This is a genomic window from Rhodoferax fermentans (assembly GCF_002017865.1).
GTDB classification, from domain to species: Bacteria; Pseudomonadota; Gammaproteobacteria; order Burkholderiales; family Burkholderiaceae_C; genus Rhodoferax; species Rhodoferax fermentans.
Map to the genome: position 1 here is coordinate 2765174 of NZ_MTJN01000002.1, position 23217 is coordinate 2788390.

Annotated in this window: 22 protein-coding genes; 7 read left to right on the forward strand and 15 right to left on the reverse strand. The window is 61.4% G+C overall.

Annotated features, from left to right (window positions below; all coding sequences use genetic code 11):
• Positions 1-37 precede the first annotated feature (37 nt).
• On the forward strand, positions 38-988 hold the full coding sequence (locus tag RF819_RS12965; RefSeq protein ID WP_078365377.1) for a helix-turn-helix transcriptional regulator: 951 nt from the start codon (positions 38-40) through the stop codon (positions 986-988).
• 4 nt (positions 989-992) lie between these two features.
• Here the strand turns inward: RF819_RS12965 and RF819_RS12970 are convergent, their stop codons facing one another.
• From RF819_RS12970 to RF819_RS12995, 6 genes are read right to left on the reverse strand one after another with little or no spacing between them, the layout of a single operon-like run.
• The gene (locus tag RF819_RS12970) at positions 993-2552 is read right to left on the reverse strand and encodes a M81 family metallopeptidase (protein WP_078365378.1); all 1560 of its coding nucleotides are present in this window, start codon (positions 2550-2552) and stop codon (positions 993-995) included.
• A 9-nt stretch (positions 2553-2561) separates the two neighbouring features.
• On the reverse strand, positions 2562-3545 hold the full coding sequence (locus tag RF819_RS12975; protein ID WP_200224123.1) for an ABC transporter ATP-binding protein: 984 nt from the start codon (positions 3543-3545) through the stop codon (positions 2562-2564).
• Positions 3538-4500, reverse strand: a complete 963-nt coding sequence (locus RF819_RS12980; RefSeq protein ID WP_078365379.1) for an ABC transporter ATP-binding protein — start codon at positions 4498-4500, stop codon at positions 3538-3540. Before RF819_RS12980 ends, RF819_RS12975 begins: the two co-directional genes overlap by 8 nt.
• Position 4501: 1 nt before the next feature.
• On the reverse strand, positions 4502-5356 hold the full coding sequence (locus RF819_RS12985) for an ABC transporter permease (protein WP_078365380.1): 855 nt from the start codon (positions 5354-5356) through the stop codon (positions 4502-4504).
• A complete protein-coding gene (locus RF819_RS12990; RefSeq protein WP_078365381.1) occupies positions 5353-6279 on the reverse strand; it encodes an ABC transporter permease in 927 nt (308 codons plus the stop codon). The genes RF819_RS12985 and RF819_RS12990 overlap by 4 nt, the downstream gene beginning before the upstream one ends.
• A gap of 53 nt (positions 6280-6332) precedes the next feature.
• A complete protein-coding gene (locus tag RF819_RS12995) occupies positions 6333-7916 on the reverse strand; it encodes an ABC transporter substrate-binding protein (RefSeq protein WP_078365382.1) in 1584 nt (527 codons plus the stop codon).
• A 290-nt stretch (positions 7917-8206) separates the two neighbouring features.
• Here RF819_RS12995 and RF819_RS13000 point away from each other — a divergent pair, with 290 nt between their 5' ends.
• The 6 genes from RF819_RS13000 to btsR all read left to right on the forward strand — a co-directional run bounded on the left by RF819_RS13000 (position 8207) and on the right by btsR (position 15693).
• Positions 8207-9214 (forward strand): N-acetyltransferase DgcN family protein, encoded by a 1008-nt coding sequence (locus tag RF819_RS13000; RefSeq protein ID WP_078365383.1) that lies wholly within the window; start codon positions 8207-8209, stop codon positions 9212-9214.
• The gene (dgcA, locus tag RF819_RS13005) at positions 9211-10194 is read left to right on the forward strand and encodes an N-acetyl-D-Glu racemase DgcA (protein WP_078365384.1); all 984 of its coding nucleotides are present in this window, start codon (positions 9211-9213) and stop codon (positions 10192-10194) included. The genes RF819_RS13000 and dgcA overlap by 4 nt, the downstream gene beginning before the upstream one ends.
• A gap of 250 nt (positions 10195-10444) precedes the next feature.
• The gene (locus RF819_RS13010; protein WP_078365385.1) at positions 10445-11725 is read left to right on the forward strand and encodes an SLC5/6 family protein; all 1281 of its coding nucleotides are present in this window, start codon (positions 10445-10447) and stop codon (positions 11723-11725) included.
• 93 nt (positions 11726-11818) lie between these two features.
• Entirely contained in the window at positions 11819-13231 is a 1413-nt protein-coding gene (locus tag RF819_RS13015) for an L-serine ammonia-lyase (protein ID WP_078365386.1), read from the forward strand.
• A gap of 40 nt (positions 13232-13271) precedes the next feature.
• The gene (locus tag RF819_RS13020; protein WP_242473282.1) at positions 13272-14972 is read left to right on the forward strand and encodes a sensor histidine kinase; all 1701 of its coding nucleotides are present in this window, start codon (positions 13272-13274) and stop codon (positions 14970-14972) included.
• Positions 14973-14976: 4 nt separating this feature from the next.
• Positions 14977-15693 carry a two-component system response regulator BtsR gene (gene btsR, locus RF819_RS13025; protein ID WP_244899903.1) on the forward strand — a complete coding sequence of 239 codons (717 nt, stop codon included), beginning with the start codon at positions 14977-14979 and terminating at the stop codon, positions 15691-15693.
• A gap of 31 nt (positions 15694-15724) precedes the next feature.
• Here the strand turns inward: btsR and RF819_RS13030 are convergent, their stop codons facing one another.
• From RF819_RS13030 to RF819_RS13070, 9 genes are all read right to left on the reverse strand, one after another.
• The gene (locus tag RF819_RS13030) at positions 15725-17026 is read right to left on the reverse strand and encodes a lytic murein transglycosylase (RefSeq protein ID WP_200224455.1); all 1302 of its coding nucleotides are present in this window, start codon (positions 17024-17026) and stop codon (positions 15725-15727) included.
• Positions 17027-17053: 27 nt separating this feature from the next.
• Complete coding sequence (locus tag RF819_RS13035) at positions 17054-17533, reverse strand: hypothetical protein (protein WP_242473284.1); 480 nt, start codon at positions 17531-17533, stop codon at positions 17054-17056.
• A gap of 302 nt (positions 17534-17835) precedes the next feature.
• Positions 17836-18906: a molybdenum ABC transporter ATP-binding protein gene (modC, locus tag RF819_RS13040; protein WP_078365390.1), complete on the reverse strand. Its 1071-nt coding sequence runs from the start codon at positions 18904-18906 to the stop codon at positions 17836-17838.
• Between the two features lies 1 nt (position 18907).
• Positions 18908-19588: a molybdate ABC transporter permease subunit gene (modB, locus tag RF819_RS13045; RefSeq protein ID WP_078365391.1), complete on the reverse strand. Its 681-nt coding sequence runs from the start codon at positions 19586-19588 to the stop codon at positions 18908-18910.
• Between the two features lie 43 nt (positions 19589-19631).
• Positions 19632-20198 (reverse strand): nitrogen fixation protein NifQ, encoded by a 567-nt coding sequence (locus tag RF819_RS13050; protein WP_078365392.1) that lies wholly within the window; start codon positions 20196-20198, stop codon positions 19632-19634.
• Positions 20195-21031, reverse strand: a complete 837-nt coding sequence (modD, locus tag RF819_RS13055) for a ModD protein (RefSeq protein WP_078365393.1) — start codon at positions 21029-21031, stop codon at positions 20195-20197. The genes RF819_RS13050 and modD overlap by 4 nt, the downstream gene beginning before the upstream one ends.
• Position 21032: 1 nt before the next feature.
• Complete coding sequence (locus RF819_RS13060; protein ID WP_078365394.1) at positions 21033-21419, reverse strand: NifB/NifX family molybdenum-iron cluster-binding protein; 387 nt, start codon at positions 21417-21419, stop codon at positions 21033-21035.
• A 69-nt stretch (positions 21420-21488) separates the two neighbouring features.
• Positions 21489-22244 carry a molybdate ABC transporter substrate-binding protein gene (gene modA, locus RF819_RS13065; RefSeq protein ID WP_078365395.1) on the reverse strand — a complete coding sequence of 252 codons (756 nt, stop codon included), beginning with the start codon at positions 22242-22244 and terminating at the stop codon, positions 21489-21491.
• Between the two features lie 26 nt (positions 22245-22270).
• Positions 22271-23092 (reverse strand): TOBE domain-containing protein, encoded by an 822-nt coding sequence (locus tag RF819_RS13070; protein WP_078365396.1) that lies wholly within the window; start codon positions 23090-23092, stop codon positions 22271-22273.
• Positions 23093-23217: the final 125 nt, after the last annotated feature.

Below are 23217 nucleotides of genomic sequence, written 5' to 3' on the forward strand. Positions count from 1 at the left end.
CCTCACCGCCCCGGGGCAGCCACTAAACTCAAGTGCCATGCAAGAACCTTATCGCTCCCAACTGTCTTTGCCATTGAGCACTGCCCTGGTGGCGGCCATGGCCAAAATGACAGATGCCATTGGCAGCGCCCACTGGTTTGACGCGGTGCTCAATTTGTTGGGCACGGTCTGTGCCATTGATTCCGGTGGTGTGATGGTATACCACCGTGCGCAGCGACCGCGCCGGATCGTACATCGCTTCAACCCGCAGGAGCGGGCTCTCCCAGAAGATGCCTACCTGTCCGGGCCGTATGTGTTGTGCCCGAATTACCAGCTGTTTGCCCAGGGTTGCCCCAGTGGCATCTACTGGCTGCGTGATATTGCCCCCGATGACTTTTACGAGAGTGAGTTCTACCGGGTGTTTTATTCACAGATTGGCTTGTCGGACTCGATTGACCTGCTGTGGCGCATCAACGAGGACACGGCGTTGAACATCTTCATCGAGCGCAGCATCCGTCATGCCAAGTTCCAGCTGGAGGACATGGTTGCCATCAACATGTTGCTGCCGCTGATTTTTGCGTCCGCTGCCAAGCACCATGAGCTCACGGTGGCGACTTCACAACGTGACATCGACACCCTGACCCACCGCAAGGTGCAGAGCACCATCGAGAACTTTGCCAGTTCGCTGTTGACACAGCGTGAGCGCCAGGTGCTGTTCTACATGATCAGCGGTTACTCATCGGCGCTGACCGCGCAGCGGCTCAGCACCACCGAAGGCACCATCAAGATCCACCGCAAGAACATCCACCGCAAGCTCGACATCAGCTCCCAGGCCGAACTGTTCTCCCTGTTCATCAACTGCATTCCGTATGCGGTGCCTGACGGGCAGGCGGACCCCCTGGAAGCCTACCAAAGCACGCCCCAGTCAAGGCGCAGTGTGTCCTTGCTGGAGGCTGCACCGCGTGTGCGGGAGCCCCGCACGACCGAAGTGCGGCCCAAAAACGCCTGAGGCTTCAGCGCTTGGCGGGCAGGTACAGCCCTTGCGCGTGGGCGTTTTTCCAGGCGTTGATGTTGATGTCCTGGTCAAACGGAAACAAGGGGCGTGGCAGGTGTTCAAAGGGCAACTGGGTGTAGTCCAATGTGCACAAGGCTCCGCTGTCGCAGACGATGACTTCGTCAGCAATGGGCTCGAATGCGGCGCGGAAATGCTGCATCGACTTGAGCGCCACGACATGTTTGTGCTCGGGGTCGATGCCAAAGGCCTTGAACTGCTGCAGGTCCAGGATCTGGGCGCGCAGGGTCACCACCAGAATCTCGATACCGTCCACCTGCAGCACCGCCGTTGGCCCCCAGCTGCGTTGCAGGCCATGCAGCATGGCGCCACTACCGACATAGTGGCCGTCGCTGAGCAACTTCAGGGTGCCGCGTAAGGCCAGCGGTGCACCGCCAAATCGGGCGTCGGTCTTGCCACCCAGCAGCACGTCCACCCTGTCTCCTACCTGGTGCCGCATCAGCTGCTGAACCGTCTCGGGGTCGGTGATCGCGCCAAAACAGGCCTCCTGCACACCGGCTTGCAGCAAGGCCGCCAGCAGCGCGGTAGAGTCGCCATAGGCGCCACCTCCCGGGTTGTCGGCATAGTCTGCGACGATGATTGGCCCCCGGCCCGGCACATGCTGCTGTGCATGCGCCAGGCACAGGGCTGCCGCCTGCTGCACCGTGTGAAACTGGTTGAGCCGGTCGTGCCGGCACAACCACATGTCATCGGCCAGTTGCTGGGCAAAGGCGGCATGGGTCGCCATGTCGCCTTGCGCCGTGACCAGGATCGAGGGCCCCACTTCGCTGATGTCGGCATTGGCAAACCCCCCGTTGACACTGACCGCAAACACATCGGGCTGCGTCTCGTAGTTTCGGGCCAGTACCAGCCGCTGAAGCATCGGGCCGACATCGGTGCGGCCGCCGTTGACCTCCTCCAGCATGGGCCGCGACACGCGCAAAGTACGCGGCTGGATTTCACCCGCCATTGAGCGTTGCAGGATGTCTGCCGCGTGCCGTCCTGCCAGGCGCATGTCGGTGTGCGGGTAGGTTTTGAACGCCACCATGATGTTGGCCAGGTCACACATCAGGCGTGTGACATTGGCATGGGGGTCCAGCGTGATGCCAATCGGCAGTTCGGGGCCAACGATGGCGCGCAGTCGCCGCAGCAACTCTCCTTCGCCGTCGTCACAAAAATCCGTGACCATGGCGCCGTGCAGCCCGAGCAGGATGCCGTTGAGCTGGTCTTTGTGGGCCAATGCAGCGGCCAGGATCGGTTCACTCAATTGGTCAAACGCGGCACGGGTGACTTTGCCTCCTGGCTGGGCATGGGCGCTGATGGTATGCAGCACTTGCCAGCCATAGCTGCGCGCGGCTTCCAGAAACCCGCCCAGTTCGGTGTTGTTGTCCTGACGGGCGCGGATCGCCGCTTCCCCATACAACAAACCCCGTTCCGCAAAACTGGCCAGCGTGGTTGGCAGCGCACAAAACGTGTTGGTTTCGTGCAGCATTTCAGCGGTGAGAACGGTGAAGGGTGTCATGGACAGGGCTCAGGTTGGCGGATGGTGACAGGCCAGTTCATGGCCGTCCCTCAGTACCAAGGCGGGGCGTTCGCTGCGACAACGGTCGCTGGCATGGGCGCAGCGTGCAGCGTAGGCACAACCGGGGGGCGGGTTGAAGGCGTCAGGGAGTTCTCCGTTCAGCCGGGTGATGACCCGCCGCTTGGCCGGGTCTGGCTCGAAGGTGCTTTCCATCAGGGCGATGGTGTAGGGGTGACGCGGTGGTGTGTCGGCGCTGGGTAGCACCTCGACGATGCGGCCCAGGTACATCACCACAATGCGGTCGCAGAAATAGCGCACCAGCCCCAGATCGTGCGAGATGAACAAATAGGTCAAACCCAGCTCCTGCTGCAGTTTCTCCAGCAAGGCGATGATCTGGGCCTGGATCGAGACGTCCAGTGAGGCGGTAGGTTCGTCCAGTACCAGGAACGACGGCTGCAGAGCCAACGCCCGGGCGATACCAATACGTTGTTTCTGACCGCCGGACAACTGATGAGGATAACTCTGGGCCAGCGACGGATTGAGCCCGACCATGGCCATCAGGCTGTTGATGCGATCGGTAGCGGCCGCAGCATGGAGATGTTCCCCCTGTACCTGCGACGGCTCCAGCAAGGCGGCACGGATGGTGTAGCGCGGGTCAATCGAGGAATAGGGGTCCTGAAACACAAACTGCAGACGCCGGCGCAGGCGGCGCATGGCGCTGGCCGACAGGCTGGCCAAATCCACGCCTTCAAACAGCACCTGACCCTGGTCGGCTTCCAGCAGCCTCAGCACCAGCCGCGCCAGCGTGGATTTGCCGCAACCAGACTCGCCGACCACACCGGTCACCTGACCACGCGGCACATCCAGACTCACATCAGCTACCGCTGTCATGACACGTTTTCGACCAAACAGGCCATTGCGGCTGGTGAAGGTGCGGGTCAGCCCACGTACTTCCAGCAGTTTGGCCGACAGGGTGGGCGCTGTGTCAGCCACGGCAAGCTCCCTCGGGGAAAAGACAGGCCACCTGGCCAGCGTCGTTTGCTTGCAGCAGCGGTACCTCGCTCTGGCAGCGATCTTGTGCGTGATCACAGCGTGGGTGGTAACGGCAACCGCTGGCAAAGTCACCCACTCCTGGCACCACGCCTGGAATGCCTTTCAGGCTACCCCGTGCCTGGCCGGTCTGGGCAATGCAGCCAATCAGAGCCCGTGTGTACGGGTGGGCTGGGCGGGCGAAGATGTTGTGTACCGAGTTGCTTTCGGCCACCCGACCGCCATACAGCACCACCACCTTGTCACAGGCCTGGGCCACCACCCCCATATCGTGGGTGATCAGGATCAGGGCCAGACCCCTCTGGCGCACCAGGTCGACCAGGATCTGGATGATCTGGGCCTGGATGGTCACGTCCAGCGCGGTGGTTGGCTCATCCGCAATGATCAGGTCCGGATCACCGGCCAATGCCATGGCAATAACGATTCGCTGTTTCATGCCACCCGACATTTGGTGCGGGTACTGCTGGTAGACGGTTGCGGCATCCGGAATGCGCAGCTGTGCCAGCAACTCCAGTGTGCGAGTACGCGCCTGGGCTGCAGAAAAGCCCAGGTGCAGCAACGCGACCTGGTCAATCTGGGCGCCCACGGTGTGCATCGGGTCGAGCGAGGTCATCGGGTTCTGGGTGATCAGCGCCAGACGCTGGCCACGCATGGCGCGGTAGGTTCGCTCGTTCAAGCCCACCAGTTCGGTGCCATCAAAGTCAATCGAACCGCGACTGATGTGGCCGCCGATCAGCGGTAACAGGCCCATGACGGCCATGGCCGTGAGTGATTTACCTGAGCCGGATTCCCCCACCACACCCAGGATCTGCCCCTTGTCGAGTTCGAGCGTGACGCCATCGAGCGGCTGCAAGCGTCCAATCGAGACACACAGGTGGCGCACAGTCAGTAAGGCCATGTCAGTTGTCTCTCAAGCGGTTTCGGATGTCCAGCGCCTCGATCAGCGCATCGCCGAACAGGTTGATCGACACCACGGTGAAGGCAATGGCCAGTCCAGGGCCAAGGATGGTCCAGGGCGCCAGAAAGATCTGCGCAGTGCCGCTGCTCATCATCGCGCCCCAGCTGGGTTTGGGTGGTTGCACACCGAGCCCAAAAAAACCTAGCGTGGCCTCCAGAATGATGGCGTCGCCCATGGCCAACATGCCAGCCACGATCACCGGCGTGATGGCGTTGGGTAGCAGATGCCGAAACAGGATGTGGATGTGCCCGGCACCCAGGTTGACGGCGGCTTCCACATAGGTTTCGCTCTTGATGCTCATGACCTGGGCACGGGTCAGGCGTGCAAACTGCGCCAGATAAGCAATGCTGATGGCAATCATGGTGGCCTCCAGCCCGGCGCCGATCAATGCGACAAACATGAGCGCAATGAGCACCTCGGGAAAAGACCATGTCAGGTCCACCACCGCCGAGACCAGACGGTCAAACAGACCACCAAAATAACCGGCTGCTGCACCCAGACTCATACCCACCAGCACCGACACGCTGATGGCGGTGATCGCCACCGTGAGTGAGGTACGGGCTCCCACGATGATGCGTGACAACACATCCCGACCAAATTCATCGGTACCCAGCCAGTGGGCCCATGATGGGTCCTGGTTGGTGGCAGATAAATTCTGGATGTCGTAAGCGTAAGGGGCCAGCCATGGCGCGAACAGGGCACCACCCACCACGATCAGGATGCACAGCAGAGACACCCCCCCTCGCCAGGTGCCCAGAGTGCGTGACAATGCACTGGATTTGCGCAAGCGGCTCATTTCAGGCTGTCCCGCACACGGGGGTCCAGGCTGGCCTGCACCAGATCTCCGAGCAGGGTGCCCAGCATCACGGCCATGGCCAACATCAGCAGGCAGCCTTGCACCACCGGATAGTCACGCTGGTTGAGTGAGGTGATCAGCAGCGAGCCCAAGCCAGGGCGGGCAAACACAAATTCGATGGTGACGGCACCGCCCACAATCCAGCCAATGCGCAGGCTCAGGATGGTCACCACGGGCAGCAAGGCGTGGCGCAGGACGTGCTGCAGCTGGATGCGCCGGTGTGACAGGCCTTTGGCATGCAGCATCAGCACAAAGTCCCGGCGACCGACATCGAGCATCGCGGCGCGGGTCACGCGTGACACCAGGGCCACGCCGTGCAGGCCAATGGTCAGTACCGGCAACACCAGGGCGCTCCAGCTGCGGGCACCCGATACTGGAAACCACTCCAGTTGTACCGCAAACACCAGAATCAACAACAGGCCGAGCCAGAAGCTCGGCAAGGTCGATCCCAGCAGGATCAGCGTCATCACCCCGCGATCAATCCAGCTATCCTTGTAAATGGCCGCCAGGGCGCCGCTGGCAACACCCACGATGGCTGAAAACGCGAATGCCAGACAACCCAGCAGCAGGCTGTGCGGCAGGTTCTCCTCAATCAACTCGGCCACCGGGCGACGCAGGATGATGGCATTGCCTAGATCACCCTCGAGCAGGTTGCGAAACCACACGCCGTACTGGACCAGAAGCGGTTTGTCCAGGCCATATTTGGCGATCAGTTCGGCCCGTTGTTCAGGAGAGGAGCCGATCTGCACCATGTTGTCGATCGGGTCTCCAGGCACCATGTGGATGATCAAAAAGATGATCATCGACACCGCAAGAAACACCGGCACCAGCATCAGCAAACGTTTGATCACAAAATTCAGCAAACCGGGATTCCTTGTTGTCAAACAGTGTGATGGCGCATGTCGGTCCGGTGGGTTTACTTGACCTCTATGTCCATGATGGATTGGGTAGCAAGCTTGATGCCACGGATGTTGTCAGGCATTTTCAACCTGGTGGTGCTGTAGGCAAAGCTCTGGGTTGGCTGGTAGATCGGTGCAAACAGGAATTGCGACATGATGTACTCGTGATAGGCCTTGAAGTTGCTGACCCTTTCATCCCAGGTCTTGGAGCCTTTCATCGCTTTCGCGTTGAGGGCTTCCCCCTTGGGGTCGTTCCACATCGAGATGTTGGGGTAACCCAGGCGGGTGCCGCTGAAGAACCAGTCCAGGATGTCGGCGTTCACATAGTCGTAACTGCGTACCGCCAGCTGGTGGTCGGTTTTCTTTTTGTACATGGCGTTGATTGACGCGGCGTCCTGCACCGTAATCTCGGCATTCACCCCCACGGCTTTCAACTGGGCCTGAATCACCTCGGTCACACGTTTGAACTGGGTGCCGTTCTGGGTCCAGAGTTTGACCGTCAGCGGCACACCACCTTTGGCGCGCACCCCGCCCGCACCCATCAGCCAGCCCGCTTCGTCAAGCAGCTTTTTCGACCGATCCGGGTTGTAGCTGATGTTGAATTTGGGGTTGATCTTGGACTCCTGCAAGCTGCTGACCAGGAAGTTGTTGGCCACCGCACCGGTGCCACCAAACAGGCTGCTCATGATTTCCTTCTGGTTGACGGCAAGTGCCACGGCTTCCCGCACCTTGATGTCCGTGAAGGGTTCAACCGAGGTGTTGATCGGCATGTAAAACACCTCGGTGCCAGGCAGCATCACCACCTTGATCGACTTCTCGGCCTGCAGTTTGGGCAGGAAGTCGGTTGGCACACTCAGCAGCGCATCCACCCCACCGGTCTTGAGCTCCAAGAAGGCGGTGGAGTCTTCGCTGATTTCGCGCAGCGTCAGGTTTTTGATCTTGGCTGGCCCCTGGTTCTTCGATAGGTCCGAGGCCCAGCGGTAGTCTTCGTTGCGCACCAGTTTGGTCTGCTGGCCAACGGTGAAGCTCTCTAGTTTGAACGGGCCACTGCCAACGGCAGCGGCCACACCAAACTTGTCACCCAGTGCCTCGTAGGACTTCGGTGAAGGTACCCCCATGAAACTGGTGGCCAGGTTGAACAGCAGCGCGGGGTCCGGGTTCTTCATGACCAGTTTGACGGTGTAGTCGTCAATGATGACGATCTTGTCAATCGACTCAGTCATGTAGGCGTTTTCGGTGCCCTTGAACTTGGGCAGCCACCATTCGATCACTTTGGCGTTGAAAGGCTCGCCGTCGTGGAATTTGACCCCCTTGCGCAGCTTGAAAGTCCAGCTCATTCCGTCAGGTGCCGACTCCCAGGAGGTGGCCAACTGGCCGTGGAAACTGTGGTCGGCATCCTGCACCACCAGGCGGTCAAAAATCAGGTTGTTTGCGACATTGAGCTTGGTGCCCTTGAGCGGGTTGTAGGTCGGAAAACCGTTTTCACGTGCGTTGATGACAAAGGTCGCGTCCTGGGCGAACACGGGCGCCGACCCTGCCACAACGCAGACCCCCGCCAAAGCAAGCAACACAACTTTCACCGAGTGGTTTAAACGATTCATCATGACTTCCTGAAAAGTACCAGGCCGTGTGGGGCATGGCGTGGGGTTGACGAGGGTTACACAGAGGCGTCACAAAGCATAAGTGCATTTGTCAGTCGTGAAGGCGCATCTATCCCCAAAGGGGTAGTGTGTCCAGAAGTTGCCCTAGTACCGGACTATCAACTATCCCGCAGGGAGTAGGTGGACCAATAACGCACCATTTCGGGGCTGGAATGCCTTTATTCTTGTTCCCACCAAGACCCTGGGCGTCTGCCATGGTCAATGCCCCTTTTTGAAGAGACGGACTCCCCATGCATCAACTCCGAAAACCCTATCTGTTGTTTCTGGGCGATGTGGCGCTGAAATCTGACGCAAAAACGGCGTTTGGCCTGCGTGACTGGTGCCGCGCTGATGTGCTGGGTGAGTGGAGCCTGCCCGAGGCCACGGTCAGCCTGGACTTGCCCAGGTTGTCACCCGCCGAGGCGGCTCGCCAAGGCGCCGGGTCCATCGTGATTGGGGTCGCTGCGGTGGGGGGGGTGTTGCCACCGCAGTGGTTGTCAGAGCTGGAGGCTGCGCTGGAAGCGGGTCTGGACGTAGTGAGCGGTCAGCACTCCCGCTTGAGTTCGTTCCCCAGCCTGGTGCAGGCAGCCCAGCGCGGCGGCGGGCGGCTGATTGATGTGCGCCACTCGGACCAGAGTTTTCCTGCCGGTACCGGCAGGAAACGCAGCGGCAAACGGGTGTTGACGGTTGGCACCGACTGCGCCCTGGGCAAGAAATACACCGCCCTGGCCTTGACCCAGGCCTTGCATCAGCTAGGTGCGGCAGCCACCTTCCGGGCCACCGGTCAGACCGGTGTGATGATTGCCGGTGCCGGGGTCGCCATTGACGCAGTGATTGCCGACTTTGTCGCGGGTGCCGCAGAACAGCTCTCGCCGGACAACGCGCCCGGCCATTGGGACGTGATTGAAGGGCAGGGCGCGTTGTTCCACCCCGCCTATGCCGGTGTAACGCTGGGCCTGTTGCATGGTTCACAACCCGATGCCCTGGTGCTGTGCCACGACCCGTCGCGCGACACCATCGAAACCTACCCCGACTTTCCCATCCCCGATTTGCAGGTGGCGATAGACCGTTATGTCGAAGCGGCGCGTTTGACCAACCGGGCGGTGCGCTGTGTGGGCCTGAGCATCAACTCCTCAAGCCTGTCGGATGCCGACTGGGCCAGCTACGCCAGCGCCCTGTCAACGCGCTTGCAGTTGCCGGTGGTGGACCCATTGCGTGGGGGTGTGGCGGCGCTGGCCCAGGCCTTGTTGCCGCTATGATGCACTGTGACACCGTCATTGAACACTGGGAGATGATCGAGCCCTTCGAGATCTCGCGCGAAGTCATCACCCACCAGCCGGTCATGATCCTGCGTTTGCAGGACGCATCGGGCCACCGTGGTTGGTCTGAGGCCGCAGGTATCGACTACGAGGGCGAAACCCCGCAGAGTATGGTGGCGCAGATCGCTGCCCTGCAAGATCGTTTGCACGATGGGCTCAGCCATGACGAGGTGGCCGAGATGCTGCCTGCCGGTGGTGCCCGCAACGCCCTGGATTGCGCACTGTGGGATCTGCGCGCGAAACAGACGGGTGTGCCGGTGTGGCAGGCAGCGGGGTTGCCACCCTGGCAGCCGGTCACCACCGCCTTCACCCTGGGCCTGGGCGACGAGGCCACCACCCGGCGTAAGGCCCGGCAAGCCCGCGCCTACCCTTTGTTGAAACTCAAGGTGGACGCCCAGCGCCACCTTGATGTGGTGCAGATGGTGCGCCAGGAACACCCCAGCGCCCGCATTGTGGTGGATGCCAACCAGTCCTGGACGGTGGACCTTTTGCGGCAACTGCTGCCTTCGCTGGCCGCCGCCGGGGTCGAGCTGGTGGAGCAACCCCTGCCCAAGGGGCAGGATGCCGAGCTGGCCGGCTTGTCCTCACCGCTGCCCCTGGCGGCGGACGAATCCTGTACCGATCGCGCTTCTTTGGCGCAACTGCTCGGGCGTTACCAGTACATCAATATCAAGCTCGATAAATGTGGCGGGCTGACCGAAGGACTGGCATTGGCCGATGAAGCTGCCCGGCTGGGCCTGGGCCTGATGGTGGGCAACATGTGTGGCAGTTCGCTGGCGATGGCGCCGGCCTTTGTGCTGGCACAGCGTTGCGCCTATGTGGACCTCGATGGCCCCTTGTTACAAAAGAAAGACAGCACTCCCCCGATGCGCTACAGCCACGGCGTGATTCAGGCGCCCGAGCCGGCGCTGTGGGGCTAGCACCGGGGCGTATGTAACGCTGCTGCGCTGACATGGCTTGATTCACCTCCGCTTAAACAGCGGGTCTTGCTGCCGTGTCGACATGAACAAAGTGTGCGCCGAGTGCCGCCGCTCGTGTGCTGAATCGACCATTCCATCGCCTATTCTGCCGCTCCGAATTTAGGCCAACAAGGCCAATTTGGCATTCCTACACTGCGCCGCATCCGAGGTCAGCTTCAACGATCACGGCCATCAAAAAGGAGTAGTAGTTATGTCCATCAGCAACACCCTAGACGGCGGCACCTTCCGCCCCGTCGCCGCGTCATCATGGACGGCCCACGACAGAACATGGGTTCTGGGCCTGTTTGCAACCGCCATTGGTGCGGGCACTTTGTTCCTGCCGATCAACGCAGGTTTGGGTGGCATCTGGCCCCTGTTGGTCATGGCGGTCCTGGCTTTTCCGATGACGTACCTGGCGCATCGTGGTTTGATCCGCTTCATTCTGTCGTCGTCCAAACCTGGCAGTGACATCACCGAGGTGGTGGGCGAGCATTTTGGCCCGATGGCTGGCAAGCTGATCACGCTGCTCTATTTCTTCACGATCTTGCCGATCCTGTTGCTCTACGGTGTTGGGCTGACCAACACGGTCGAATCCTTCATGGTGCACCAGATGGGCATGGCGGCTTTGCCACGTGTGCTTCTGTCCTTTGTCCTGACGGCAGGCTTGATCGGTATTGTCTGCGCCAGTGAGCAGATGGTGGTGCGTGTCATGGGCTGGCTGGTCTACCCCTTCATCTTTGTTCTGATCGGCCTGGGCTTGTTCCTGGTTCCCGAATGGAATGGCGCGGTGCTGCAAGGTGTGCCGTCGGCCAGCAAGTTCAGCGTGACGCTGTGGCTGAGTATTCCGGTTCTGGTGTTTTCCTTCAACCACTCGCCGGTGATCTCCCGTTTTGCGGTGGCACAGCAACTGCAGTACGGCAACAGCGCGGTCAAAAAAGCTGATCGCATTGAAAAGTACGCGGCTTTGCTGATGGTGGTGGTGGTGATGTTTTTTGTCTTCAGCTGTGTGTTTGCACTGTCTCCAGCCGATCTGTCCGCAGCCAAAGACCAGAACATTTCTATCCTGTCCTACATCGGCAACAAGTTCCAGAACCCCTACGTGGCCCTGATTGCGCCGATGGTGGCCTTTATTGCGATGTCCAAGTCCTTCCTCGGCCACTACCTGGGCGCACGTGAAGGCCTGAACGGTTTTATTGCACAACAACTCGAAAGCCGCAAAAAGTCGGCCAGCACCAAGACCATCAACCGCTACAGCATGCTGTTCATGTTCGTGACGATCTGGGTTGTGGCCACGCTCAACCCGAGCATCCTGGGCATGATCGAGTCCCTGTGTGGCCCGGTCATCGCGGCCCTGCTGTTTGTGATGCCGATGTACGCGATCCGCAAAGTGCCGTCGATGCGCAAATATGCCAACAACCCGACCAATGTCCTGGTGCTGTTCATCGGTGCCGTGGCGATGTCAGCGATCTTCTACTCCCTGCTCGGCCTCTGATCGTCAACCAACGCTTCCTTTTGCCTTCGCGCCCCAAGCCAACTGGACTGGCGGCGCTGGCAAGAGCCTCCGTTTCAAACTGGAATTCACACCATGATCAGCATGTTTCACCTCTACAAGGTCGGGATCGGCCCCTCCAGCTCCCACACCCTTGGCCCGATGAATGCCGCCAGGCGTTTTGTGGATGATCTGCGCGGGCTGGGCAAACTGGCCCAAGCCACTTCGGTCGTGATCGATGTGTATGGCTCTCTGGCCCTGACCGGGCTGGGCCACAAGACCGATGTGGCCCTGTTGCTGGGTCTGATGGGGGAGCTGCCGGACACCATTGATGTGGGCGCCATCCCCGGCTTGATCCAGAAGGTGCGCAGCACCCAGCGCATCCAGCTCGGGCTGGATGGCCCCGAGGTGGACTTCGGGCGCACGGCCATGACCTTCCACCACTCCAACCTGCCCAGGCACGAAAACGGCCTCACCCTGAAAGCCTTTGCCGGAGAGCGCCTGTTGCTGGACAAAAACTACTACTCGATTGGAGGTGGTTTTGTCATCGAGGATGGCTGCGCCACCAGCGCAGATGACACCGAGGCTGCCGCTCCGTATCCCTATACCAATGCCGCGGAGCTACTGGCCCAATGCCGCCGCACAGGTCTGTCCCTGTCTGGTCTGGTGTTGGAGAACGAGCTGTGTCTGCACACCCAGCAAGAGATCAGCAGCTACTTTGGCAACATCTGGGCGCGGATGTCCCAGTGTATGGAGCGCGGCATGAAGACCGAAGGTGTGTTGCCCGGTCCGTTTCGTGTGCCGCGCAGAGCGGTGGCGCTGCACCGGCGGCTGAGCTCGGCCGGACCACTGTCCAAAGACCCGATGAATATCATCGACTGGGTCAATATGTTTGCACTGGCGGTGTCTGAAGAAAACGCCGCTGGCGGCCGCGTGGTCACCGCACCGACCAATGGTGCCTGTGGCATCGTGCCGGCGGTGCTGGCCTACTACGACCAGTTCATCCACAAGCTCGACGAAGACAGTTGCAACCGCTTCTTTCTGGCCTCCGCCGCCATTGGTGGTTTGTTCAAACGCAATGCGTCGATCTCCGGTGCCGAAGTGGGTTGCCAGGGGGAAGTCGGGGTGGCGTGTTCGATGGCGGCGGCCGGTCTGGCCGAGTTGCTGGGCGGCTCGCCCGAGCAGGTCTGCATCGCCGCGGAAATTGCCATGGAACATAATTTGGGCCTCACCTGTGACCCGGTTGGCGGGCAGGTGCAAATCCCGTGTATCGAGCGCAATGCGATGGGTGCGGTCAAAGCCATCAATGCGGCGCGCATGGCGCTGTGTCGTACCAGCGAACCGATTGTTCCCCTCGACAAAGTGATCGAGGTGATGTTTGAAGTTGGCAAAGACATGAATCCCAAATACCGTGAAACCTCCTGTGGCGGCTTGGCCCTGAAAATGTTGGCACCGATACCTTCGGTGGCAGCTGACCCCGAGCCCGAGTGCATTTGCTGGGCGCCTTGACACAAGCCGCTGCCTCACCCGTACCGCAAAGGGTTCCGCGTTGAACTTGCAATCGATTGCCTCACTGTCGGTCTTGCTGCTGCAGCAGATGTGCGTCTATCTGGTGGTGGCATATGCGCTGAGCCGGACACGCTTGTTCATCCCCCTGACCCGGGCCAGCATTCGCTGGCCTCACCGGATCGCCTGTTATCTGATTTTTTCGGCCTTCTGCATCATGGGGACCTTGCTCGGGCTGCCCGTGGTCAGTGGCAATGCGATCGCCAACACCCCGGCGATTGGCGCGGTGCTGGGCGGTTTGCTCGGTGGGCCGGTGGTGGGACTGGCGGTTGGCATCACGGGGGGGCTGCACCGCTACACCCTGGGCGGCTCCTTTGGTCTGGCGGCGTCCATCGATATCGTGATGCAAGGGCTAGCGGGTGGTCTGACCCACCGCTATTTGATCAAGCGTGGCAAGACCCGGCTGCTGTTCAGCCCCTTGTTGGCAGGTGGGTTGACCTTTGTCACCATCCTGATCGAGTTGGGCATTGATCTGGCGCTGTCGCGACCCTTCGCCGAGGCGCTGGATATCGTCACCCTGATTGCACTGCCCGAACTCATTGCCAACTCCGCCGGTGCGGCGGTGTTTGTCAAGATCCTGCTGGATCGGCGCGACAGCATTGACCGCCAGTCGCGCGCGTTCTCGGCCAAGGCGCTGGAGATTGCCGCGCATGTGGACGGTGTGTTGCGCGATGGTTTCGACCAGGAAAACAGCATGCGTGTGGCGCGCATCATTTACGAACAAACTGGTGTCGGTGCGGTGGCCATCACCGACCGCGAGAAGATCCTGGCTTTCATCGGCATCGGTGCCGACCACCATCTGACAGGCACCCCGATTGCGTCGCAGCACACCCTCCACGCCATCAGCTGCAACGAGGTGATTTTTGCCGACGGCAACGAAGTCCCGTTCCAGTGTTCGCTGAGCCCACATTGCAAACTCGGCTCCTCGCTGGTGATTCCGCTGGTGGGTGAGAACCGGCAGGTGATCGGCACCATCAAACTCTACGAGCCCAAGACCCGGATTTTCTCTACCATCAACCGCACGCTTGGCGAAGGCATTGCCAAGTTGCTGTCTAGCCAGATCCTGGACGGACGTTACGAGCGGCAGAAGAGCCTGTTGCTGGAGTCGGAGCTCAAGCTCTTGCACGCCCAGGTGAACCCGCACTTCCTGTTCAACACCCTGAACACCATCATTGCGATCACCCACGATGACCCCGCCAAGGCGCGCTCCTTGTTGAGTGATCTGGCGGTGTTTCTGCGCAAGAACCTCAAGCGCCCGACCGAGGACGTGGTGCTGTCCGAAGAAATCGAGCACACCAAGGCCTATCTGGGTATCCAGTTGGCACGCTTCGAAGATCGGCTCTCGGTCGAGATCGACATCCCCGAGCCGCTGCTGGGTGTGCATGTCCCCGCGTTCACCTTGCAGCCGCTGGTCGAGAACGCGATCAAACACGGTACCGGGCAAATGATCCGCGTCGGACGGATTTGCATCCGGGCCCATCAGGACGGCCAGGCGATCTTCCTGGTGGTGGAGGACAACGCCGGCCTTTATGATCCCCAGCCCGGCGGTGGCGGCCTGGGCATGAACATCGTGGATCGGCGCATCAAAAACCGCTACGGTGAATCCTTTGGCGTGACCATGGCTTGTGAGCGCCAGGTGTCGACCCGAGCCACTGTTCGCATCCCCATGGAGGCTTTGACCTGAGATGATGACCGCCCTGATCGTTGACGACGAACCCTTTGCGCGGCGCGAGTTGCGGCGCACCCTGGAGCCATCCAAAGACATCCAGATTCTGGGCGAATGTGGCAATGCCATCGACGCCCTGACCCGCATCCATGTCGACAAGCCGGATGTGGTGTTTCTCGACATCCAGATGCCGCAAATCACCGGTATCGAGATGCTGGGCATGCTGGACCCGCAGACCATGCCGCAGATTGTTTTTCTGACCGCTTATGACGAGTATGCGGTGCGGGCGTTTGAGAAAAACGCGTTTGACTACCTGCTCAAACCGGTCACCGCCGACCGCCTGGAGCTGACGCTGGAGCGTTTGCGTAACAGCTTTTTCAGGCAGGACTTCAGCGTGTTGCCCGAGGCCAACCATTTGCGCCAGATCCCTTGCTTCAGCCAGAACAGCGTGATTTTTGTGAAGGCGAGTGATGTCGAGTTTGTGGAAGCACGCAGCACCGGTATTTATGTGTCAGACACCGATGGCCAGGAGCGCCCCACCGCCTTGCGCCTGAACATCCTGCAGCAACGCACCGGCCTGCTGCGCTGCCATCGGCAGTACCTTGTGAACATCGACCTGGTGCACAAACTGCAATATTTGGAGAGTGGTCTGGCCGAGTTTGTCACGCAACGGGGTCGCGTCATTCCGATCAGCCGACGCCTGTTGCCCGAGATCAAGGAACGGCTGGGGATCAGTTAGGCGGTGGGCCAGACCGCGCCTGGCCACGCGCTCACGGCAGTTGGGTCAGTAGCTCCAGGGTGGGGTAACCATCGGGCACCAGACCCACGCTGCGTTGGTACGCACGAATGGCGCGGCGTGTGGCCGGGCCCATCACGCCGTCGGCGGCGCCACTGTCAAAACCACGGGTGTTGAGTGCGCTCTGCAAAGCCTGCAACTGCGTGCGTGACAGGGCTTGTACATCGCGCGGCCAGGGGGCTTGTACGCCGGGGCCGCCCGCCAGTTGTTGGGCCAGCAGGCCCACCGCCAGCGCGTAACTGGTGGCGTTGTTGTAACGCAGGATGGCGCGGAAGTTGGCGCCGACCAGGAAGGCCGGGCCGCGTGCACCGGCTGGCAGAAGCAGCGCACTGTCGGGCAGATCAGGCAAGGGGCCGCCGTCGAGCGACTGCATACCTTGTTGTTGCCAAGTTGAGCTTGGCTGGCGCAGCTCACCGTCGGCGCTTGCATAGTCGAATCCTGCTGGCAAACGCACCTCGACCGCCCAGGGCTGATTGACCTGCCAGCCGGATTTGGCCAGGAAATGGGCGGTGGAGCCCATGACATCGGGCAGGCTGGCCCAGATGTCACGGCGGCCATCACCGTCAGCGTCGATCGCATAGGCCAGGTAGTTGGAGGGCAGCAGCTGGGTCTGGCCCATGGCGCCGGCCCACGACCCGATCATCTGGTCGCGTTCAACCTCGTGGTTTTGCAGCATCTTTAGCGCGGCAAGCAATTGCCCGCGCGCCCAGGGCCCGCGTCGGCCTTCAAAGCCCAATGTGGCCAGTGCATCGATGGTGGGTATGTCGCCCATGAAGCTGCCGTAGTTGCTCTCCATGCCCCAGATCGCCACCAGGATCTCCGCTGGGACGCCGTAACGGCGCGCTGCGGCCTCGATGTCCGTGCGCGATTGTTCGAGCTTGTCTTGACCGCGTATCACACGTTGTTTGGACACCGCGTAGTCAAGGTAGTCCCACACCGTCCGGTTGAACTCGGGCTGGGCGCGGTCCAGCTCGATCACGCGAGGTACAAAACGAACGGTGTCAAACGCACTGTGCAGCGTGGCTTCGTCGATGCCAGCGGCACGGGCACTGTCGCTGAACTCCGCCACCCAGCGCGCAAACTGTTGGGCATGAACGTCCAGGTCTGCCGAGGCTGCGTTTGCCGCAGTGGTCTGCTGGGCTGGCGGTGCGGTTTGGGGGTCGGTGGGTTGGGGTGGCGTGGTGCACGCGGCCAGGCCCAGGCAGGCCAGCACACAGGGGGCGAGCCAGCGTGATGGCAGGGCGCTGCGTGCGATAGAGGGCAAAAAAGTGTTCATGCCCCCCATTGTCGGCCGGGTCAGAACTCAGGGCACACCCGCGCTGACGATCAGGTTGAACACCTCACGCAGCAACACCAGTTCACTCATGGCGCTGCTGCGCAGCAGGCTGATCGGTTTGAACTCGCCGCCCAGCGCCTCAATGGCTGCCTTGGGGGCGTCGCGGGTGGTGAAACGCAGCAGGTGGATACGTACCGGGCCGCTCTCTGTGCTGGCCCAGTGGTTGAACTCCTGGACACGTTCCAGCGTGGTGGGATCAAAACCGCAGTAGTCGATCACCGCCTGGCGCACTGCCTGACCCGAAAACTCGGGCGTGATGATTGCGGGTGAACGCATCGGCACGGCGTCGCCCGGCAGGGCCGAGGGCCACAGCAGGGTCTGGTCCCAGCGCGGGAACAGCAAAGCCGCGCTGTAACTGTCGAAGTGGGTGAGGATCACCCGGTTGTGGACAAAGAGGTCGGTGAGCGCCATGGGGGTGTGGTCGGCAGGGGTTGTATCAGAAACCATGCTGTAGCCCTTGTGTTATTTGAGTTGAATGCTATGAATTGCGGTGCATACTGCACCGGCGCCGTCTTGCCAGGGTGGCTCGGCGTGGCCCCATGCCACAAGCCTGATGCGCAGACGGGGGTGTCAAGCAAGAACTGTGGCAGCGCCGCTTTGTCGGTTTTGTCGCTTGTCACCCATTGACGGGTGCCATCGCTGGCGTGGTTTAGCGGGCAGGTCTCAGGCGACCATCTTGCTGCGACAAGTGAAGCATATAGCCCTTGTTCAATAAGGGCTGCAGCCTGTTTTTATCGCTAAACCAGGCGCTAACCAATCAGCGCCACCGCCTTGATCTGCACCCACACCTGCTGGCCTGGGGCCAGGCCCAGGCCAGCGGCTGAGCGGTGGGTTAGTCGGGCGATCAGCGGTGAGTCACCGAGCTTCAGGCGCAGCAGCATCAGCGCCGGGTGGTCATCTGGCGCCAGCTGGTCCACCGTGGCGGGCAGGCAGTTGAGGATGCTGGTATCAAACACCGGGTGCAGGGCGACGCTGACATCACGCGCCAGGATACGCACCCGCACCGCGCTGCCCAGGGCGTGGCCACCGTCGCGCACCCACAGGCTGCCACCGGGGAACGTTACACGCGCCAGGTGCCAGGTGGCATCACGCTCGGCCACCACCGCATCCAGCACCACACCAGCGTCTTCACCGAGGCGAATCGGCAAATCCAGCCGCGCCAACGTCTCACCAAGCGGACCGCAGGCCAGGGCCCGGCCACCTTCAAGAGCGACGATGAAGTCGGCCAGCCGCGCCACCTCGTCGGGCGCGTGGCTGACATACAGCACCGGAATGTCGAGTTCGCTGTGCAGGCGTTCCAGGTAGGGCAGGATTTCCTGTTTGCGTTGTAGGTCCAGCGCGGCCAGGGGCTCGTCCATCAGCAAAATGCGTGGGCTCAAGGCCAGGGCGCGTGCGATGCTGACACGCTGGCGTTCCCCACCTGACAGATGCTCGGGCTGGCGATCCAGCAGGTGAGCAATGCCCAGCAAGGCAATCGCCTGATCCAGGCTGACGCGCGCCGCAGCGTTTGTGCGCTTGAGACCGTAACGCAGGTTGCCCAGCACCGTCAGGTGTGGGAACAGGCTGGCCTCCTGGAACACATAGCCCAGCGGTCGCTTGTGGGTGGGCAGCCAGTGACTGTCATCCTGCCAGACCTCGCCGTTGACCCGCAGCTGCCCATGCGGCGCGCGTTCCAACCCGGCAATACAGCGCAGCAGCGTGGTTTTGCCAGATCCTGAGTGGCCAAACAGCGCGGTCACCCCGCGCGCGGGCAGGTCCAGGTCCACGTCTAGCGTGAAGCCTGGCCAGTCGATGTGAAAACGCGCCTGAATGCCCGCCATCTCAGCTTTCTCGGACAGGTTTGGGCCGCCGCGCGTAGAGCGCCAGCAGCACCACAAACGCAAACACCAGCATCACCGCCGACAGGCGATGGGCATCCACGTACTCCAAAGCTTCGACATGGTCGTAGATCTGCACCGAGGCGACACGGCTCACGCCCGGGATGTTGCCGCCAATCATCAGCACCACACCAAACTCACCCACGGTGTGGGCAAAGGTCAGAATACACGCAGTCATAAAACCCGGCCGCGCCAGCGGCACCACCACGGTGAAAAACGCATCCAGCGGCGAGGCTCGCAAGGTGGCCGCCACCTCCAGCGGTCGCTCACCAATGGCCTCAAACGCGGTTTGCAAGGGCTGTACCATGAACGGCAGCGAATAAAACACCGAGGCCACCACCAGCCCCCAGAAGGTGAAGGGCAGCAACCCGAGCCCTAACGTCTGTGTCAGCTGCCCCACCGGGCCGTTGGGGCCCATAGCCAGCAGCAAATAGAAGCCCAGCACCGAGGGTGGCAGCACCAGCGGCAGTGCCACCACCGCGCTGAGCGGCCCTTTCCACCAGGCTTTGGCGCGCGCGAGCCACCAGGCCAGAGGCGTGCCCAGCAGCAGCAGGATCAAGGTCACCGTGCCCGCCAGGCGCACGGTCAGCCACAAGGCTTGTAAGTCATCAGGGGTTAACAACATGCTGTCAGCTTAGCGCCTTCTCCAGATCGGTCCGACAGAGGCTTCATGTTTCGGGTGAAAAACACTTGGCATGGTCGGCGCATTCCCCACAGCTGGGCGCCGGGCAGAGGTAAATGCCCTCGGTGCTGCAGTAGTGGCGGTAGATGAATTTTTTCCACTTCATGTCGCCCACATTCAATGCCGCCAGCGTTGGAAATGCCAAAGTCATCAGGCTTGAGAGTTCAGCCCGGTTGGCCAGGCCCAGGTCCTGCCACAGGTGGTCGCGTCCGCAGCAGGCGCAGGCCACAATGCGCGCCAGCCAAAGTTCAGACACCTGGCTGCCTGCGCGGTGGCCCAGCAGCAGCTGGTGGATGTCGTCAAGCTCCAGCGAATCTTTGCAGGGGCCGTCTAACAGCGGCATCGGCTCACCCGGAAAGTACGCGTCCCAGAGTGCGGCGAAATCCGCCTGTGACAAACCCAGCTTGGCACTCAGCACCCCTTGGTTCAGGGCGCGCCCCACCAGCAGGCTGGCCAGCACCACACGCAGCGGGTCGGCGGCGGCGGGTGCTGCCGCAGGCCGGGCCAGCAGCTCGGCCATCAGCACGGTGCGGTGATCCAAGGGGGTGTTCATGGGCGGGCTCCAAACACCACCTGCACATCCCTGGGTGGTGCCCAGTAGGGTGCGGAGGTCACCAAAAAGTCGGCCCCGGCGGCCACATAAGCGGCTGCGTTGCCAGCGTGGATGCCACCAGCGGCGGCGAGCAAGGGGCGGGTCGGTCGCTGGATGTCTGCCAAAGCCTGGCGGCAGGTGGACACGGCCTCGGGTGTGAACTTTTCGAGCTGCAACACCTCGGCACCTGCCTGCGCCCACACCAGCGCCTCACTCACATTGGCCACCTCGACCGCGAGTTTTTTCTCAGGCTGCGCCCGGCGCAGCCGTTCGATGGTTTGTACCGGGGACTCGTTCAGATACAGCCGATGCTCGGCAAACACCAGAATGGTTTCCGACAGGCCCAGCCGGTGCAGGATGCCACCACCGGCCCTGACCGCCTTGGCCGACAAGGCTTTGGTGCCTGGCACATTTTTGCGGGTGCAGGCCACTGCCACCCCGTTGGCTGCGGCCACGATGCTGGCTGTGGCGCTGCCGATGCCGCTGGCCCACTCGACCAAGGTCTGGGCGGTTTTCCAGGCGCGGTGCAAGTCAGCGACCGGGCCGTGTGCTTGCAGCAGCAAGTCACCCGCCTGAGCCGCTGCGCCCGACGACAGCACCAGCGTGGCCTGGGCACCTGCGAGTTCAAACAGGCGGCAAGCTTCTTCGGTGCCACACACTGTCATGGCCAAACGCGCATAAAAACTGAGTTGGCCCATGTAGGTACCGATACCCAGGCTGTCGGTGGTGATGTCGCCAAAAGGCGCATCGTCCTGCAGCAGGGTCTGTAGCTGGGTGTCGTTCAGCGCAAGCATGTCAATGACGCGAGAACAGGTCACGCAGCTTGCACAGCGTGGTGGTGATGTCAAAGCGGGTGTCGGCCAGGGCCTCACCCGCCAAAATTTTCTTGAGGGCGGTTAACGGATCACTCTCGCCGGTCAGCAGCACCTGCGCCCCCCATTTGGCCATGTGGCGGATGTAGCCGTCGCCTGCGCTGGCGGCCACCACCACCTCCACGCCATGCAAAGGGTGCGGCCCGTCGTCTTGAAAGTAATGCGGCAACTGAGCCTTGGTGAGCTGGATGTGCTGCGGCTCGGGCAAAGGGGCACCGGGCTGGCAGTCATAGACCAGCCAGTCGGTGGCTTGCCCGGCGTGGCCGGACACCTGGGTACCGTTGGCCTTGGTGGCAATGGCAATCATCATGGCCTGACATCCTTGTGAAGTACATCCTGCAGCAGCCTAGCCAGTTTCATGCCGACCATGCGGCGCTTGTCAGGACAAGGCGTAACCAAAGGTCTTGATGACGGCTTTGGCCTTGTCGGATTTGAGGTACTTGATCAGCGCTTCTGCCGCTGGTTTGCCTTTGCCTTTGTCCAGGATGACCGCGTCCTGGCGGATCGGTGCATACAGTTTGGCCGGCACCACCCAGTGTGAGCCCTCGATCTTGCCGTCGACCAGCACCTGTGACAGTGCGACAAAACCGAGCAAGGCATTGCCGGTGCTGATGAACTGGTGGGTCTGGCTGATGTTCTCACCCATCACAATTTTGGGGCTCAGGCTCTCATACACACCCAGCGCCTGCATGGCCTGCACCGCCGCAGCGCCATAAGGCGCGAGTTTTGGGTTGGCCAGTGCCAGGTGGTCAAAGCCGCCGTTTTTCAGAACCTGGCCCTGGTTGTCCACAATGGCCGGTTTGGCCGACCACAGCACCAGGGTGCCAATCGCGTAGGTGAACTGGCTGCCTGCAACGGCGGCGTTTTCTTTCACCAGCTTGGTCGGGGTTTCGTCGTCGGCTGACAGCAGCACCTCAAACGGTGCGCCGTTTTTGATCTGGGCGTAAAACTTGCCGGTGGCGCCATACGAAGCCACCAGCTTGTGGCCGGTGTCTTTCTCGAAGTCGGCAGCGATCTGTTTCATCGGTGTGGTGAAGTTGGCGGCCACCGCGACCGAGACCTCGTCGGCATGGGCACCAACGGCGGCACAGATCAGGGAGGCCAGCAAGGCTGGCAGCAGGTGGGAAGCTTTCATGGGAACTCCTGTGGAAAAAACAAATATCAGTCGACAGCGGCCAGAAAGACGCTGGAAGCTTTGAACACCGCGGTCAAGGGCTGGCCCACGGCGAGCTTGAGCCGCTTGACACTGTCGTCGGTGATCACCGCGGTGATCACATGCCGACCACCGGGCATGGCCAGCGTGACTTCGGCGTTGACCGGCCCTTGGTGGAGGTGGGTGATGGTGCCGGCAAAGCGGTTGCGCGCCGAGATCTGGCCGTCGTCACCGGCCATCAGCAAGATGGACGAGGCTTTGACAAAAGCCAGCACATCACGGCCCAACGCCAGCCCGAGGTTTTCGGCTGACTCGCGGGTCACGATGGCGGTGAGTTGCAGGTCGGGCGCCAGGCGGATGCTGACCTCGGTGTCGACCACGCCTTCCTTGAGCGCGGTGACGGGGCCGGCAAACTGGTTGCGCGCGCTGGTTTTCATGGACATTCTCCTCAAGACTTGCCGAAAGTCGTCCACATCGCAGACGCCACTTTGTTGGAGGTTGCTGGTGAGTTTTTCGAGCGCCAGCTGGGACTCTTTTTCGAGCGCGCGGTAAAACGCAATCAATCGTCGCGCAAAGGTCGTGAGTTCGGTGCCACCGCCGTGGCGGCCACCGGCCGAGCGGTTGACCAGCGGCTCAGGCGCCACGTTGTTCATGTCGTCCACCGCGTCCCAGGCCGCCTTGTAAGACATGGGCACCGCCTTGGCGGCTTGAGAGATGGAGCCACATTTGTCGATGGCTTCGAGCAGGCGGATGCGTTTGTCGCCCAGAAAGCTGCCCAAAGCGGTGTCGATGTGAAACTTGCCGGTGAGTTGGGTGGGTGTGCTTGGCATTCAGGTCGTCTCAGTCAGTTCTTCGTTATGTACCCAAGCAAACAACGTACCAGACCGTCAACTTCCGCCAATCGTCTGTCATGGCTGCCAAAGACCACTGGCGGTGGCGTAGCCGAGTCGGCATC